Source organism: Kytococcus sedentarius, assembly GCF_041937525.1.
Lineage (GTDB): Bacteria > Actinomycetota > Actinomycetes > Actinomycetales > Dermatophilaceae > Kytococcus > Kytococcus sedentarius_A.
The window spans coordinates 1,511,283-1,526,982 of record NZ_CP169391.1 but is presented as its reverse complement, the minus strand read 5'-3'; the positions used below and the strand labels follow the sequence as shown (position 1 = coordinate 1,526,982).

Sequence of the window (15,700 nt, the reverse complement as noted above, 5' to 3'; positions counted from 1 at the left end):
CGAAGGGCCGGAGCAGCTCGCTCCGGCCCTTCGTCGTGCGGACGGTGACCACCACCCGGTCCGTCCGCGGCACCGCTCGGGCCCCTGCGCCCTGCGATGGGAAGACAGTAGCCCATACCATTAGGTAAGGCAAACCTTCGTCGATGCGGTGAGGCGCCCGCGCTCACTCCGACCGGCGCGGTCCCCGCCGCCCCACCGGCACCACCATCGGCGTCCCGGTCACCGGGTCATCCACCACCTGGGCCTCCAGGCCGAACACCCGCTGCACCGTCTCGGCCGTGATGACCTCCCGCGGGGTCCCGCAGGCCACCATCTCCCCGTCGCGCATCGCGATGAGGTGGTCGCTCACCCGGGCTGCCAGGTTGAGGTCGTGCAGCACCATCACCACGGTGGTGCCGCGCTCGGCGTTGAGCTCGGCCACCAGCTCCAGCACGTCCACCTGGTGGGCGAGGTCCAGGAAGCTGGTGGGCTCGTCCAGCATCAGCACGTCCGTCTGCTGCGCCAGCGCCATGGCGATCCACACCCGCTGCCGCTGCCCACCGGACAGCGCCTCCACCGGGCGGTCGGCCAGGCCGAGGGTGTCCGTGCGCTCCATCGCCTCGGCCACGGCGGCGTGGTCGGCGCTCGATGCGGGACGCCACGCCGGCCGGTGCGGGTGCCGCCCGCGCGACACCAGCTCCGCCACGGTCAGTCCCGCCGGCACCAGCGGCTGCTGGGGGAGCAGGCCGAGGGTGGTGGCCACCTGCCGGGTGGGCAGGCGGTGCAGGTCCGTGCCGTCGAGCGTCACCTGCCCGGCCGTCGGCTTCAGCAGGCGCACCAGACCGCGCAGCAGGGTGCTCTTGCCGCACCCGTTGGCGCCCACCAGCGTGGTGATCTGCCCGTCGGGCACGTCCAGCGAGACGCCGCGCACCACATCGGGACCTCCGTAGGAGAGCGACAGGTCACGGCACGCCAGGCGGGCGGTGGGTGAGACGGGAGTGGTCATGCGGACATCCACCTCCGGGAGGTCAGGAGCAGGGCCAGCAGGGCAGGTCCGCCGGCCAGGCCGGTCACCACCCCCACGGGCACGTTGCCACCGGGCACCAGGTAGGCGCCCACGTGGTCGGCGGCAAGGAAGATGCAGGCGCCCACCAGCCCAGCGCCCACGAGCGTGGTGCGCCCCCGGTTCAGGGCGCGGGCGATGGGTCCGGCCAGGAAGGCCAGGAAGGCCACCGGGCCGCAGACGGCCGTGGCCGAGGTGATCATCAGCACCGCCAGCAGCATCACCACGGCGCGCAGCCGCGCGGGGCGCTCGCCGAGACCGGTCGCCAGGTCGTCGCCCAGCTCCAGCACCCCCAGGCGGGAGGCGGCCATCACCAGCAGCGGCAGCAGCACGGCGACCACCACGGCGAGCCCCGTGATCTGCCCCCAGGTGACGTCGTTCGTGCTGCCCGAGACCCACACCAGGGCGTCCTGCGCCTTGTGCACGTCGGCCCGCAGCATCAGCCAGTGGATGCCTGCGGACAGGGCAGCGCCCAGGCCGATGCCCACCAGGATCATGGTGTGCGCCGCCGCGCCGGAGGTGTTCCCCGGCCGTCGCGAGAAGGCCAGCAGGGTGCCGGTGACCGCGAGCCCACCCGCGGCTGCGGCGAGCATGACGGGCGTTCCCGCCCAACCGAGCACCACCATCGCGAACACGGCGGCAAAGCTGGCGCCCATGCTCACGCCCACCACGTCCGGGCTGGCCAGCGGATTGCGCAGCACCGACTGGAAGGTGGCGCCCGCCGCCCCGAACGCGAGCCCGGCGACGACGGCCACGGTGGCGCGGGGCAGCTTGGACTCCATCACCAGGAAGCTGGCCACTGGGATGTTCTCCCCGGCGACGATGCGGAAGAAGTCCGGCACCGTGACCGTGTAGTCGCCCAGCAGCACCCGCACCGCGAACAGCCCCAGGGCCAGTGCGAGGAGGGCGGCCAGCAGCAGCGCGCGACGCCGGGCCAGGCGCCGCTGCACGCGGCGGACGTCCGGCATCGATGGGGTGACGGTGCCGGTGCGCGCGCCGGTGGCGTCTGCACCGGTGGCGTGTGCGGTGCTCATGCGGTGACCCTCCGGGTGCGGACCAGGGCGATGAGGGCCGGGGCGCCGATCACGGCGGTCATGATGCCCACCTGCACCTCCGTGGGCGGAAGCACCACGCGGCCGAGGGTGTCCGCGCCCACCACCAGGGCCGCGCCGAAGAGGGCCGAGCCCAGCATCACGCGGCGCGCGTCCGGTCCGGTGAGCAGGCGCACCAGGTGCGGCACCACCAGCCCCACGAAGGCCACCGGGCCGGCCAGCGCGGTGCCCGCGGCGCACAGGCAGACGGCGCCGAGGGCCACCACCAGCCGGACCAGCCAGACCCGTTGCCCCAGCCCGCGGGCGAGGTCGTCCCCCAGGCCCAGGGTGTTCAGGAAGCCGCCGGCCGGCAGGGTCAGGGCGAAACCCACCAGCAGCACCGGCGCCACCGAGGCCACCAGCCCCAGGTCGCGCCCGGCCACCGTGCCCACCTGCCAGACGCGGAACACGTCCAGGGCCGCCAGGTCCACCACCAGCAGGCCCGCCCCCAGACTGGTGGCGGTGGCCGCGAAGGCCGCACCGGCGATGGTGAGTGTCACCGGCTGGGCGCCGCCCGGCCCCATCGAGGCGATGCCGTAGACCAGCGTGGTGGCCACGGCCGCCCCGGCCAGGGCGAACCACACGTACTGCGACTGCGCGGTGAGCAGCCCGGTGGCCAGACCCAGCACGATGGCCAGCGCGGCCCCGGCGTTCACCCCGAGGATGCCCGGGTCGGCCAGGGGGTTGCGGGTGAGCGCCTGCATGGCGGCGCCGGCGCACCCCATCGAGGCACCGACGATCGCACCCAGGACGGTGCGGTCGATGCGGGCCTCGACGATGCCGTTGCCGGCAGCGTCGGTGAGCACCTGCCACACCGTGCCCAGCGGCACCACGGTGGCGCCGATGGCCAGCGACGCGAGGCACGCCGCGGCCACGGCCGCCAGGCCGAGCCCCAGCAGGAGCGCGAGCCGACGGCCGTGGCCGAGGGAGGCGACGTGCGAGCTCACTCGCTGCTGGACTCCCCGGTGGGCTGCTCGCCGGAGCCTCCGCCCTCCTTGGCCTTCTTGGCGGCCTCGGCCAGCTGCGGCACGAACTCCTCCAGGGCGGTCGGGATGCTCAGCGGGGTGGGGCTGGACATCGGGTAGGAGGCCACCGGGTCATCGGCGGCCACGTACGAGCCGCGGGAGAAGGCCGGGATGTCCTTGAGCAGGTCGTTCTCCACCACGGTGTCCGCCGGGAGCGTCTCGTCGGCGTAGAAGACCACCACGTCGGCCTCCACCGTCCTGGCCTTCTCCGCGGAGACCTCCACCATGAAGTTCGAGGCGTCCTTGGAGAGGTCGCCGATGAGCGGGGCGTTGACCATGCCCAGGTCCTCGAGCATGCGGGGGCGGTTGTCGGTGGTCGTGTAGAGGTTGAACTTCGACAGGTCGGTGGCCGCGAAGGAGGCCCAGGCGGCCGTGGTGTCCTTGAGCTCGGGGTACTTCGCGGCGGTGTCGGCGATCTGCTGCTCGGTGTCCTTGATGAGCTGCTCGGCCTGGTCGGACCTGCCCATGGCCTGACCGATGAGCTTCGTGGAGTCCTGCCAGCTGGTGCCCCAGGCGAGCTCCGGGTAGGCCACCACGGGGGCGAGCTTGCTGAGCTTCTCGTACTCCTCGGGCGTGATGCCGGAGTTGGTGGCCAGGATCAGGTCGGGCTGCAGCTCGGCGATCTCCTCGATGGGGGCGCCGTCCGCATCGGAGTAGCGGGTGATCTCGCCGTCGAGCTCGTTGGCCTTCTTGTCGAACCAGTCGGTGGACTGGTTCTCGTTGCCGCCCCAGGTGATCTGCGGGGCGCCGACGGGCTTGACGTCCAGGGCCGCGACGACGTCGTGGTCGGACCAGCCGAGGGTCGCGATCCTCGTGGGCTGCTTCTCGATGGTGGTCTTGCCCAGCGCGTGCTCGACGGTCACGGGGAAGGCGGCGGCGTCACCCTCGCCGGAGCCGGAGGCGTCGCCCGAGCCGGAGGCGTCGCCCGAGCCGGACGCGTCGCCCGAGCCGCTGCCCTCGCCCTCGCCGCTGCCCTCGCCGGCGGCCGTCGTGGTTGACTCGCCGCCGTCGTCGCCCCCACCATCGGCCGGGCCGGTGGAGCAGGCGGTCAGGGTCAGGCTTGCGGCGGCCAGAACGGCCCCGGTACGCACGATGCGCATGGTTCTCCTCGAGTCACGACCTCACGCCACCACGGCGCGAAGGGAAGGCAAACCTAACACCCTCTCAGGGGGTCGGCGCCACCCCTGCGTCCTGCCCCTGCCCGCCCCCGCGACTCAGTGGCGCGAGACCTCCGGGAGGCGCAGCCCCATCGCGGACCCTGCTGCCCCGAGGAGGGTGAGGAAGACCAGCGGCCACCACGGTGTCAGCCCCGCCAGCGCACCCGCCACCGCCCCGGCGGCCAGCAGCACGACGCCGATGACGGTGTTGCTCGCCGCGGTGTAGGCGGTGCGGGTGTCGCCGCTGGCCATGTCCACCAGGTAGGTCTTGCGGCCGGTGCGCACCCCCGTGTGCGCGAGGGTCACCAGGAAGTAGGCCGCGGGCAGCACCCACACCATCCCCGCCTCGGGCAGCACCGCGGCTAGGGCGAGCGTCACGGCCAGCACGGCGGTGGCGGCGGCCGAGGCCCACGCCATCAGCAGGCGGCTGGACCGGTCGGCGGCCCGACCCACCAGACGGCCACCCAGCAGGGAGGCCAACCCGGTGCCCAGCACGAACGGCGCCAGGCCGGTGAGGGGTGAGGCGCTCTGCGTGGCGGCCGCGGCCACCAGGAAGGTCGGCGCCAGGGCCGTGATGAGCAGCAGGGAGCGCACCACCACGAACGAGCGGAAGTCCGGCGCGGTGCGCAGCAGGGTCCACGGCTGCGGCGGGGTGTGGTCTGCATCGGGCTCCTGCGGGGGCTCCTCCACCCGGTCCCACAGCGCGGCCACGCCCACGAAGAGCCCGGCGGCCCCCGCGGCCAGCCAGGCCAGGTGGTGCGGGGCGGTCCCGTCGCCCAGCAGGCGCAGCGCCAGGCCCACGGTCAGTGCCAGTGCCCCGGCCACCACCGTCGCGGTGCCGGTGAGCTGGCCGCGCTGCCCCTTGGGGACGGTGCGTCCCTGGGTGTCCTTGCTCGCCAGCGAGGTGACGGCCCGGCCACCGGCCAGCAGGGCCAGGCTCGCCAGCACGCCGAGGCCCACCATGAGCCCGGTGGTCAGGGCCAGGAAGAGCGCGATGCCGGCCGCCCCCACTGCCTGCAGGACCGCCCCGAGGGCCACCAGTCGGTTGCGGCGCCGGTGCGAGCGCACCCACGGGGTCATGGCCGACTGCGGCAGCATCGACCCCGCCTCACGGACCGGCACCAGGAGCCCGACGGCCCAGCCGGGCGCGCCCAGGCCGGTGAGTGCCCAGGTGAGCACGGTGGGCGGGTGGACCAGCTGGTCGGCCGTGTTCAGCAGGGAGGTGGCGCCGAGGATGCGCGGGCCGTTGCGGGGCAGGGCCTCCTGGGCGGCCTCGTCGAGGTCCTCGATGCCGGCGCGCGGGTCGCGCACGACGGCGCGCCAGAGGCGCCCGGGCTGGTCAGCGGTCATCGAACAGCGCCTCCAGGGAGTCACGGTAGGTGGCTGCATCGACCCCGGGCAGGACGGCGGACTGCACGATGAACCCCTGCGCAATGCCCAGCAGGGCGTGCACGGCGTGGGCGCTGCGCTCGGCGGCCTCGTCCGCGGGCAGCCCGAGTCCCTCGGTGAACCACGCCTGCAGGTAGGTGGTGGCGCCTCGGCTGAGGCCGCCGAAGACCTCGGTCGTCCGCGCCAGCAGCTCGGGGCTGCGGGCGGCGGCGGCCCAGATCTCCAGCACCAGGCGCCCCTCGTCGCCGCGGGGGAGCGTCTCGATGAAATCGCCCAGAGCCTGCGCCGGGGGTGGGACGGGGCGCTGGGTGGCCAGCTCGTCCATGCCGGAGAGGCGGGAGCTGATGACGTCCAGCGCCACGCCCAGCACCAGCTCGTCCTTGCCGGCGAAGTACCCGTAGATGGCGCCCGCGGAGAGCCCGGACTCCTCGATCACCAACGCCATCGAGGTGGCCGGCAGCCCCTCTCGCAGCATCACGGTGCGCGCGGCGTCGACGATGCGCTGGCGCTGTGCGGCGCGTCGTTCCGGGGAGATGCGGGGCATGTGACCACCTTACAGAACGGTCGTTCGCCATACGTGCCCGGCAGGAGTATCGTGGAGAACGATCATTCGTTTTGAATCTGGAGGTGACATGCCAGCCCACAGCACACTGCGCGGCGACCCTGCCTGGACCCCGCCAGCCATCACCGTGCGCGGCCTGCGCGTGGTGCGGGGCGGGCGAGAGGTGCTCCCCGGCATCGACCTCGACGTCCCCGCCGGGCAGGTCACGGGCCTGCTCGGCCCCTCGGGCAGCGGCAAGTCCACGCTCATCCGCGCCATCGTGGGAGTGCAGAAGGTCGCCTCCGGCGAGGTGACGGTGCTGGGCGAGCCGGCCGGGTCGCCGGCCAACCGGCATCGCGTCGGGTACGTCACCCAGTCGCCCGCGGTGTACACCGACCTGACCGTGCACGCGAACCTCGACTACTTCGCGACGCTCGCCGGGCTGCGCGGGGCCGCCCGGTCCGATGCGGTGGAGCGCACCCTCGCGCAGGTCGACCTGGGCTCCCATGCCGGGGCGCGGGTGGAGTCGCTCTCCGGCGGGCAGGCCTCCCGGGTCTCGCTGGGCGCGGCGCTGGTGGCCGACCCGGACGTGCTGGTGCTGGACGAGCCGACCGTGGGCCTGGACCCGGTGCTGCGGCGCTCGCTGTGGGAGCTGTTCGCCGAGCTCGCGGCGCAGGGGCGGACGCTGCTGGTCTCGAGCCACGTGATGGACGAGGCCACCCGGTGCGACCGGTTGGTGCTCCTGCGGGAGGGGCGGGTGCTGGCCGGGCTCACCCCATCGGAGCTGTTGGAGCGGACGGGGGCGGAGGATGCCGAAGGGGCCTTCCTGCGGCTGATCGAGGAGGAGGGGCGATGAGCCCGATGCGGACCCTCGCCACTGCGCGGCGCGTGCTGCGGCAGCTGGTGGGCGACAAGCGGACGATGGCGCTGCTGGTGGTGGTGCCGGCGGCCCTGCTGGCCCTGCTGGGGTGGGTGTTCGACTTCTCCGGGGTGTACGACCGGATCGGGCCCGTGCTGCTGCCGATCTTCCCGTTCGTGGTGATGTTCGTGGTGACCTCGATCGCCACCCTGCGCGAGCGGCAGTCCGGCACGCTGGAGCGGTTGCTGACCACGCCGCTGGCGCGCTTGGACCTGCTGGCCGGGTATGCGCTGGCCTTCCTGGTGATGACCGTGCTGCAGATTGCGGCAACCTCGGCGGTGGCCTGGTGGCCGGGGTTGGAGGTGGCCGGGCCGTGGTGGGCGCTGGTGCTGGTGGCGCTGGCCGCGTCCTTCCTGGGGACGGCGCTCGGGTTGTTGGCCAGTGCGTTCGCGCGGACGGAGTTCCAGGCGGTGCAGTTCATGCCGGCGTTCGTGCTGCCGCAGTTCCTGCTGTGTGGGCTGCTGGTGCCGCGTGAGGCGCTGCCGCGGGTGCTGGAGTGGGTGAGCGCCGTGCTGCCGCTGAGCTACGCGGTGGATGCGGTGTCGGCTGTGCGGGACCAGGCCGCCGTGGGCGGTGACCTGTGGCGGCCGTTGGCGGTGCTGTTGGGGTTCGCCGTGGTGGCGCTGGTCGGTGCGGCGCTGACGTTGCCCCGCCGGACCGAGTGAGGCGGGGGCGGCCGCGTCGAGTCGTCGTTGGTGGCGCTCCTGGTGGCCGGCGCCCCATCGAGTCGTCGCTTTTGGGGCTCAGCGGTCTGTTCGTCGTAGTTGGGCCGAAACGGGCCTGATTCTCCCCAAGAGCGACGAACCGATGCGGGCGGCCCCAAGAGTGACGAACCGTTTCGAGGTCCCCTGAACCCCGGCCGGCGGTGCCATGAGCGACGGACCGGGGGGAGTCAGCGCGGCAAAGGTGAACCCAGCACGCCGTATTCGTCGTGCTGGGTTCACCTTTGCCGCGCCGGCTCCTGATGGGAGCGGCCAGGGCGGCCACTTCGCCACAAGGGAGCAGCTTGGGGTGGCCAGGGCGGCCACCGCGCCACACGCCGCCCACACACCACACGCCGCCCGCGCCCCGCCCCACCCCGCCCCCGGCTCGCCGGAGCCGGTTTTCCGCGCCGTGCTGCCGAAGCCGATCAGACACAACATGTGGGGGTGGCGCCGCGCCGAGGACCCCGTATATGGTGCGGGTGCTGGTTCTCCCCGGCAGTGCCGCCCGCCCGATGTGGGTGCGCCACGGCATCGCGGGGGAGAGGCAAGAGGGAACCCGGTGAGACCCCGGGACTGCCCCGCAGCGGTATTCGGGAACGACCGCCGTCAACAGCACTGGGTGCAGCCAGCACCCGGGAAGCGACGGCCAGTAGGCACCCGTCCGGCACCTGCCGGATGCCTCGGCGACGAGGACGCCCGTGAGTCCGAAGACCTGCCAGCGCCCGCCCGGAAACCCGGGTGGAACGTCGAGCCGCGCGGGACGGCTTGCGGACGTGTCGACCCCGGCACGCGCACGGTGCCCCTGGAGGGGCAACGCAGCGCACGTGGTGCACCGCACCGCTGCACGATGCCGTGTGCCCACCCGGGTCGGTGTGGCCGTGCCCCCTCGCGGTGAGAGCTCGCGAGGAGAGAGTGTGACGACCAGCCCCACCACCGGCACCAGCCCCACCACCGACACCGCCCAGCCGGCCGACCAGCCCACCCTGGAGGGCGTCCCCACCACCCCCGCCCGCACGACCATGCGGGTGGTCAAGCGCAGCGGCGAGCACGAGCAGGTCGACGTCACCAAGATCGTCGCCGCCGTGGAGCGCTGCTGCGAGGGGCTGCCGGAGGTCGACCCGCTGCGCGTCGCCACCAAGACCATCTCCGGCCTCTACGACGGCGCCACCACCGCCGAGCTCGACAAGCTCGCCATCGCCACCGCGGCCGAGATGACCTCCACCGAGCCGCAGTACTCCGCCCTCGCCGGACGCCTCCTGGCCGGGGTGATCGACAAGGAGGTCCGCGGCCAGGGCATCGGCAGCTTCTCCGCCGCCGTCCGCACCGGCCACGAGCAGGGCCTCATCGGGGACGAGACCGCCGCCTTCGTCGCCGCCCACGCCCGCATGCTGGACGATGCGGTCGCCCGCGCCCAGGCCCGCCACGCCGACTGGCGCTTCGAGTACTTCGGCCTGCGCACGGTCAACGACCGCTACCTGCTGCGCCACCCGCTGACGCGCGCCGTCATCGAGTCCCCGCAGTACTGGTTCATGCGCGTGGCCGCCGGGCTCTCCCACACCGCCGAGGAGGCCATCGAGTTCTTCGGGCTGCTCTCCTCCCTGGCCTACCTGCCCTCCAGCCCGACACTGTTCAACGCCGGCACCCGCCACACGCAGATGTCGAGCTGCTACCTCATCGACTCCCCGCGGGACGAGCTCGACTCCATCTACGAGCGCTACCACCAGGTGGCCAAGCTGTCGAAGTTCGCCGGCGGCATCGGCCTGGCGTTCTCCCGCATCCGGTCCCGCGGGGCGCTGATCCGCGGCACCAACGGCCACTCCAACGGCATCGTCCCGTGGCTGCGCACGTTGGACTCCTCGGTGGCCGCGGTCAACCAGGGCGGCCGGCGCAAGGGCGCCGCGTGCATCTACCTGGAGCCGTGGCACCCGGACATCGAGGAGTTCCTCGAGCTGCGCGACAACACCGGCGAGGACGCGCGCCGCACCCACAACCTCAACCTCGCCCACTGGATCCCGGACGAGTTCATGCGCCGGGTGGAGGCCGATGGCGAGTGGTCCCTCATCGACCCCGACGCGGTGCCCGAGCTGCCCGACCTGTGGGGCGAGGCCTTCGATGCGGCCTACCGCGCCGCCGAGGCGCGCGGCGACGTGGTGCGCACCGTCTCCGCCCGCGCCCTCTACGGCCGGATGATGCGGACGCTCGCCCAGACCGGCCAGGGCTGGATGACCTTCAAGGACCGCGCCAACGCCGCCTGCAACCAGACCAGCGACGACCAGACCCCGCGCGTGGGCGCCGACGGCACGGTGCAGCCCGCGCCCGTGGTGCACCTGAGCAACCTGTGCACGGAGATCATCGAGGTCACCAGCGACACCGAGACCGCCGTGTGCAACCTGGGCTCGGTGAACCTCGCCCAGCACGTCCGATGGAGTGACGGCACCACGGGCGCGCGACCGACCGACCCGTCGGCGACGGCCACCGGCATCGATGAGGTGAAGCTGCGGTCGACCGTGCGGCTGGCGGTCACGTACCTGGACCGCGTCATCGACATCAACTACTACCCCTCGGAGCAGGCGGCGGCGTCCAACCCGCGCTGGCGCCCCATCGGGCTGGGGTCGATGGGGTTGCAGGACGTGTTCTTCGCGCTGCGGATGCCGTTCGACTCGCCCGAGGCGCGCCAGCTGAGCACGCAGATCGCCGAGGAGATCCAGCTCTCCGCGCTGGAGCGTTCGGCGGAGCTCGCCGAGCAGTTCGGGGCGCACCCGAGCTTCGACGAGACCCGTGCCGCGAAGGGCCAGCTGCAGCACGACATCTACGGCGCCACCCCCACGCAGACCGCGCGCTGGGCGGCGGTGCGCGCCCGCATCGCCGAGCACGGGCTGCGGAACTCGCTGATGGTGGCCATCGCGCCCACGGCGACCATCGCCTCCATCGCGGGCTGCTACGAGTGCATCGAGCCGCAGGTGAGCAACCTGTTCAAGCGCGAGACGCTCTCGGGCGAGTTCATGCAGGTGAACGCCGCCCTGGTGCGCGAGCTGAAGTCGCACGGCCTGTGGACCGATGCGGTGCGCGAGAAGCTGAAGACCGACAACGGGTCGGTGGCGGGCATCGCGGACCTGCCGGCCGAGGCGCGTGAGCTGTTCCGCACGGCCTGGGAGCTGCCGCAGAAGGCGCTCATTGAGATGGCCGCGGCCCGGCAGGCGTTCGTGGACCAGTCCCAGAGCCTGAACCTGTTCATCGAGAGCCCGAACATCGGCAAGTTGTCGTCGATGTACCTGTACGCGTGGAAGGCCGGGCTGAAGACCACGTACTACCTGCGCTCGCGTCCGGCCACGCGCATCCAGCAGGCCACCGTGGCCGGGGTGCGCGCCGGGGCCGCCTGGGGTGCTGGCGTGCCGGCAGGTGCCGGCGGTGGCCAGCCCGCCGCGGCAGGTGCCCCGGGAGCGGTCGGTGGGCTCACCGCATCGGAGCCGGTGAGGACCTTCACCGACGAGGAGGCGCTCGCCTGCTCGCTGGAGAACCCCGAGGCCTGCGAGGCCTGCGAGTGACCACCCAGCACGCCATCACCACCGAGGAGAAGACGATGACCGACGACGCCCACCTCGAGGCCGACCTGCACGATGCGGTGAAGCAGGGCGCGAACCTGCTCGACCCCGGCATGTCGCTGACCCTGCGCCCGATGCGCTACCCGCAGTTCTACGAGATGTTCCGCGACGCCATCAAGAACACCTGGACCGTGGAGGAGATCGACCTCCACAGCGACCTGTCCGACCTGCACAACAAGCTCTCCGATGCCGAGCGGCACCTGGTGAGCCGGCTGGTGGCCTTCTTCGCCACCGGCGACACCATCGTGGCGAACAACCTGGTGCTGAACCTGTACGAGCACATCAACTCCCCGGAGGCGCGGCTGTACCTGAGCCGGCAGCTGTTCGAGGAGGCCGTGCACGTGCAGTTCTACCTGACCCTGCTCGACACCTACGTGCCCGATGAGGCCGAGCGCTTCGAGGCCTTCGCGGCGGTGGAGAACATCCCCTCCATCCGCACCAAGGCGGAGTTCTGCTTCAGGTGGATCGACTCCATCGAGAACCTCGGGAAGCTGGAGACCAAGGAGCAGCGGCGCCAGTTCCTGCTGAACCTGATCTGCTTCGGCACCTGCATCGAGGGCCTGTTCTTCTACGGCGCGTTCGCGTACGTGTACTTCCTGCGCTCGCGGGGGCTGCTGAACGGGCTCGCCTCGGGCACCAACTGGGTGTTCCGCGACGAGTCGATGCACATGGCCTTCGCGTTCGAGGTCGTGGAGACCGTGCGCAGCGAGGAGCCCGACCTCTTCGATGCGGAGATGGCCGGCCAGGTGCGCCAGATGCTCATGGAGGCCGTCGATGCGGAGGCGCAGTTCGCCGAGGACCTGCTGGGCATGGGCGTGGCCGGCCTCTCGGTGGCCGACATGCGCGCCTACCTGGAGAACGTGGCCGACCGCCGCGCCGTGCAGCTGGGCATGCCGGAGATCTACGGCACCAGGAACCCGCTGGCGTTCATGGAGCTGCAGGACGTGCAGGAGCTGAGCAACTTCTTCGAGCGCCGGGTGTCCGCCTACCAGGTGGGCGTGGAGGGCAGCGTGTCCTTCGACGAGGACTTCTGAGCCCACCGCACACACCACCGCCGGCCGCCCCTCGATGAGCAGGGGCGGCCGGCGGTCTGCGGGGGTGCGTCAGACGCGCACGGGGTCCGGGCCGTTCAGGCGGTTGTCCTCCTCCGTGGACTCGGACGGGTCCGAGGCGAGCCCACCTTGGCCTCCACCCGGGATGGGATCCGTGGACGGCGTCAGCGGCGTGGCGCTGAGGTTCAGCACCATCGTGGAGCCGGCCGGGATCGTCTGGTCCAGGCGCCAGGAGCTGTCGAGTCCTTCGTCGTTGGTCTGCTTGGAGAGGGTGACCGGCTCACCGTCGAGGGTCGCTGACTCCAGCTGGAAGGTCTCGAAGTACGAGCCCCACGTGGTCACGCCGTCCTCGTCCACGTACGTGCCGTTGGCATACCAGAAGACGGCGGTGTCGGCGGGGATGGGGTTCGGGCCCTCGCTGGTGACGGTGAGGGTGGACGGGTAGGACATGTCCACGGTGCCGTCGCTGCACTCCACGCGCACGGTGTCGTAGGTGGCGGCGATGGCACCGTTCCACAGCTGGACCTCGCCGTGCTCCACCTCGGAGACGATCACGTTGTTGCCGGTGTCGAGGTCACCACCGGGGGTGTTGAGCTGCTTGGTGGTGGGGTGGTAGTCCGTACGCACCTCGGTGATGCCGTCGTCCGGCTGCATCGTGGAGCGGATGCTGGCGCCGGACCCCTCGCCCGGGGCGTAGGAAGCCGTGATGGGCCAGACGATGGTGACCAGGTCGCCATCGGTGGTGGTGGAGGGGCTGCCGAGGTCCGGTGCGTCCTCCGCGTGCACCTCACCGAAGAGGCGGCGGTCGTAGGAGTAGGTGAGTGTCACGCCCGTGGCCGGGGACGGCTCGTTGCCGACGTTGAGCCACTGGGTCTGGCCGAAGGAGAGGCGGTTGTACTCCGTGTTCTCGGGGTTGTGCCATTCGTAGATGCCGCCGGCCAGGCTCTCGAAGCGCAGGTCGTACCCGGCGCTGGCGGCCAGGGCCGGTGCAGCGGAGGCGGCGACGACGGCGGGGGCCGTCCAGGCCCCGGTGGTCATGAGCGTGCGACGTGTGATCGTTATGAATTTTCCCCTTGGAAGGAATCTGCTGTGACCTGCCCCACGCTAACGGGGTGATCCACGGCCCCCGTGGTCCCGAAGGCCCAGAAGCCCGCCACCGGGGTGGGGCTGTGGGAGGAGGCGCCCCCAGGACGCAGGCCGGCCGCCCTCCCCGCGAAGGAGAGGACGGCCGGTGTGGGGCGCAGCTCCGACAGACGTGCACGGGCTGCGGCGCGCTGTGAGGGGTCAGCGCACGGTGACGTCATCCACGAGGAAGGCGGTCTGCAGGTAGGCGTCCTCGGAGGCCGCGAAGCGCAGGGTCACCTCCTTGCCGGCCCAGGCCGAGAGGTCCACCGTCTTCACGGCGTAGGAGGACGACTTGTCCACGTTGGACCAGGTGCCCAGCACCGTGGTGCGACCGGAGGAGTCGACCACCTGGGCCTGCATGCGGTCGTAGACGGTGCTGCCGGTCTCCTCGGACTGCACGTTCAGGGCGAACAGCAGGCTCCGGGCGTCGGCCGGCAGGGTGAACCTCTGGCCCACCGAGGTGGTGTTGGTGGTGCCCTTCCCGCCCAGCAGCAGCTTGTAGCTGCCGCCGTTCGCGCCGTACCGGGCGGTCGTGATGCCGGCGGTGTCGCCGGTCCACCCGGTGGCGCCCTGCTCGAAGCCGCCGTTCACCAGCGGCTGGGAGGGGGCCGGGTCGCCCGGGTCGCCGGGGTCGGTGGCCCCGCCGGTCAGGGCCGTGGTGTCCAGGAAGTAGTTCGGGGAACCGTTCACCCCGGTGATGGTGTTGGGGGTTGCCGAGCTGCGCAGGGCGTTGGTCACCTGGGTCACCGTGGCCGTGGGGTTCTTCTCCAGGTACAGGGCCACGGCGCCGGCGACGTGCGGCGAGGCCATGGACGTGCCGGAGATGGTGTTCGTGGCCGTGTCGCTGGTGTGCCAGGCGGACGTCACGCTCGACCCGGGGGCCAGGATGTCCACGCACGAGCCGTAGTTGGAGAAGCTGGACAGGGTGTCGGTGTTGGTGGTGGAGCCCACCGTGATGGCCGAGCCCACTCGAGCCGGGGACACGTTGCACGCGTTCTGGGTCTCGTTGCCCGCCGCGACCACGGTGGGAACGCCGGCTGCCGTCATGCGCGTGAGGGCCTGGTCGATGGCGGTGTCGGAGGTGCCCCCGAGGCTCATGTTGGCCACGGAGGCACCGGTGGCGTTCTGGGCCACCCAGTCCATCCCTGCCACGATGCCGGCGCTGGAGCCGCGGCCGTCGCAGCCCAGCACGCGGACCGGCACGAGGGTGGTCTTCTTGGCCACGCCGTACCGGGTGCCGCCCATGGTGCCGGCGACGTGCGTGCCGTGGCCGTGGCAGTCGGCCGAGCCCTTGCCGTCGTTGATGGCGGTGACGCCCTGGAGCACGCGGCCCTGCAGGTCGGAGTGGGACGGGCGGATGCCGGTGTCCAGCACGTAGGAGGTCACGCCCTGGCCGGTCGCGTTGTAGGTGTAGGTGCCGTTCAGGGGCAGGTCGTCCTGGTCCACGCGGTCCAGGCCCCAGGTGGCGCCGGTCTGGGTCTCGTTGACGCTGAAGGTCTGGTTGCGCGAGACGGTGGCCACCGAGGGGTCGCGCTCCAGCTGCTTGACCTGGTGGGGAGTGAGGTCGGCGGTGAACCCGCCCAGGGTGTGGAATCGCTGGCCCACCCGCAGACCGCGCTCGGCCCACCTGTCGGCCTGCCGGTCGGTGGCGCGCTGCACGGCAGCCTTCGCCTGCGGGGCGGAGAGGGCCGAGGGGCCACGCTGTGCCTCCTCGGGGAGGTTCAGCATGACGATGTACTCGGCCTCGGAGACGTCGAGCACCTCCGCCTGCTGGGAGCTGGGGGCGGGCCCGGTGCCGGGCCCCGGGGAGGGGACCGCGGCGCCGGCGAGTGGGGCGGCGAGCAGGACGGCGGCGGTGGCGCCGAGGAGGCTGTGACGCGTGTTCATGAGGGGTTCTCCTGAGGAGGGGGAAGGGTGTGTGTTGCAGAAGGAACATCCACCCGGGACCCCCACCGGTCCAGCGCCGGGACCACACCCATACACAATCTTTACCGTGGGTTCTGTGGGGCACGTCCTCGACCACAGGATCTCCCGCCATGATGCGCTTTCCGTG

General features: G+C 72.1%; 12 protein-coding genes and 1 riboswitch. Of the genes, 4 read left to right on the top strand and 8 right to left on the bottom strand.

The window, feature by feature from the left end; genetic code table 11:
* Positions 1–163: 163 nt before the first annotated feature.
* The 6 genes from ACEY2A_RS07075 to ACEY2A_RS07050 form a co-directional block, all read right to left on the bottom strand.
* Entirely contained in the window at positions 164–985 is an 822-nt protein-coding gene (locus ACEY2A_RS07075; RefSeq protein WP_374927896.1) for an ABC transporter ATP-binding protein, read from the bottom strand.
* On the bottom strand, positions 982–2,076 hold the full coding sequence (locus tag ACEY2A_RS07070) for a FecCD family ABC transporter permease (protein ID WP_374927895.1): 1,095 nt from the start codon (positions 2,074–2,076) through the stop codon (positions 982–984). Before ACEY2A_RS07070 ends, ACEY2A_RS07075 begins: the two co-directional genes overlap by 4 nt.
* On the bottom strand, positions 2,073–3,080 hold the full coding sequence (locus ACEY2A_RS07065) for a FecCD family ABC transporter permease (protein ID WP_374927894.1): 1,008 nt from the start codon (positions 3,078–3,080) through the stop codon (positions 2,073–2,075). Before ACEY2A_RS07065 ends, ACEY2A_RS07070 begins: the two co-directional genes overlap by 4 nt.
* Entirely contained in the window at positions 3,077–4,258 is a 1,182-nt protein-coding gene (locus tag ACEY2A_RS07060) for an iron-siderophore ABC transporter substrate-binding protein (RefSeq protein WP_374927893.1), read from the bottom strand. The genes ACEY2A_RS07065 and ACEY2A_RS07060 overlap by 4 nt, the downstream gene beginning before the upstream one ends.
* Before the next feature lie 114 nt (positions 4,259–4,372).
* The gene (locus ACEY2A_RS07055; RefSeq protein WP_374927892.1) at positions 4,373–5,665 is read right to left on the bottom strand and encodes an MFS transporter; all 1,293 of its coding nucleotides are present in this window, start codon (positions 5,663–5,665) and stop codon (positions 4,373–4,375) included.
* Positions 5,655–6,248 carry a TetR/AcrR family transcriptional regulator gene (locus tag ACEY2A_RS07050; protein WP_374927891.1) on the bottom strand — a complete coding sequence of 198 codons (594 nt, stop codon included), beginning with the start codon at positions 6,246–6,248 and terminating at the stop codon, positions 5,655–5,657. Before ACEY2A_RS07050 ends, ACEY2A_RS07055 begins: the two co-directional genes overlap by 11 nt.
* Positions 6,249–6,336: 88 nt before the next feature.
* Here ACEY2A_RS07050 and ACEY2A_RS07045 point away from each other — a divergent pair, with 88 nt between their 5' ends.
* The 4 genes from ACEY2A_RS07045 to ACEY2A_RS07030 all read left to right on the top strand — a co-directional run bounded on the left by ACEY2A_RS07045 (position 6,337) and on the right by ACEY2A_RS07030 (position 12,504).
* Entirely contained in the window at positions 6,337–7,101 is a 765-nt protein-coding gene (locus tag ACEY2A_RS07045) for an ABC transporter ATP-binding protein (protein WP_374927890.1), read from the top strand.
* Positions 7,098–7,829 carry an ABC transporter permease gene (locus tag ACEY2A_RS07040; protein ID WP_374927889.1) on the top strand — a complete coding sequence of 244 codons (732 nt, stop codon included), beginning with the start codon at positions 7,098–7,100 and terminating at the stop codon, positions 7,827–7,829. Before ACEY2A_RS07045 ends, ACEY2A_RS07040 begins: the two co-directional genes overlap by 4 nt.
* 585 nt (positions 7,830–8,414) lie before the next feature.
* A riboswitch (cobalamin riboswitch) is annotated at positions 8,415–8,582 on the top strand.
* Positions 8,583–8,782: 200 nt separating this feature from the next.
* Positions 8,783–11,413, top strand: coding sequence for a ribonucleoside-diphosphate reductase subunit alpha (locus ACEY2A_RS07035; protein ID WP_374927888.1), 2,631 nt, complete (start codon positions 8,783–8,785; stop codon positions 11,411–11,413).
* Positions 11,410–12,504: a ribonucleotide-diphosphate reductase subunit beta gene (locus ACEY2A_RS07030; RefSeq protein WP_374927887.1), complete on the top strand. Its 1,095-nt coding sequence runs from the start codon at positions 11,410–11,412 to the stop codon at positions 12,502–12,504. Before ACEY2A_RS07035 ends, ACEY2A_RS07030 begins: the two co-directional genes overlap by 4 nt.
* A gap of 69 nt (positions 12,505–12,573) precedes the next feature.
* Here ACEY2A_RS07030 and ACEY2A_RS07025 read toward each other — a convergent pair whose 3' ends face one another.
* Both ACEY2A_RS07025 and ACEY2A_RS07020 read right to left on the bottom strand, forming a co-directional pair.
* The gene (locus ACEY2A_RS07025) at positions 12,574–13,560 is read right to left on the bottom strand and encodes a hypothetical protein (RefSeq protein ID WP_374927886.1); all 987 of its coding nucleotides are present in this window, start codon (positions 13,558–13,560) and stop codon (positions 12,574–12,576) included.
* Between the two features lie 246 nt (positions 13,561–13,806).
* Positions 13,807–15,534 carry a S8 family serine peptidase gene (locus tag ACEY2A_RS07020; RefSeq protein ID WP_374927885.1) on the bottom strand — a complete coding sequence of 576 codons (1,728 nt, stop codon included), beginning with the start codon at positions 15,532–15,534 and terminating at the stop codon, positions 13,807–13,809.
* Positions 15,535–15,700: the final 166 nt, after the last annotated feature.

What these genes read in the sequence shown, in the direction of transcription:
- ACEY2A_RS07075 (WP_374927896.1), bottom strand. Translation starts at nt 985, where the DNA reads ATGACCACTCCCGTCTCACCCACCGCCCGCCTGGCGTGCCGTGACCTG.
- ACEY2A_RS07070 (WP_374927895.1), bottom strand. Translation starts at nt 2,076, where the DNA reads ATGAGCACCGCACACGCCACCGGTGCAGACGCCACCGGCGCGCGCACC.
- ACEY2A_RS07060 (WP_374927893.1), bottom strand. Translation starts at nt 4,258, where the DNA reads ATGCGCATCGTGCGTACCGGGGCCGTTCTGGCCGCCGCAAGCCTGACC.
- ACEY2A_RS07055 (WP_374927892.1), bottom strand. Translation starts at nt 5,665, where the DNA reads ATGACCGCTGACCAGCCCGGGCGCCTCTGGCGCGCCGTCGTGCGCGAC.
- ACEY2A_RS07050 (WP_374927891.1), bottom strand. Translation starts at nt 6,248, where the DNA reads ATGCCCCGCATCTCCCCGGAACGACGCGCCGCACAGCGCCAGCGCATC.
- ACEY2A_RS07045 (WP_374927890.1), top strand. Translation starts at nt 6,337, where the DNA reads ATGCCAGCCCACAGCACACTGCGCGGCGACCCTGCCTGGACCCCGCCA.
- ACEY2A_RS07040 (WP_374927889.1), top strand. Translation starts at nt 7,098, where the DNA reads ATGAGCCCGATGCGGACCCTCGCCACTGCGCGGCGCGTGCTGCGGCAG.
- ACEY2A_RS07025 (WP_374927886.1), bottom strand. Translation starts at nt 13,560, where the DNA reads ATGACCACCGGGGCCTGGACGGCCCCCGCCGTCGTCGCCGCCTCCGCT.
- ACEY2A_RS07020 (WP_374927885.1), bottom strand. Translation starts at nt 15,534, where the DNA reads ATGAACACGCGTCACAGCCTCCTCGGCGCCACCGCCGCCGTCCTGCTC.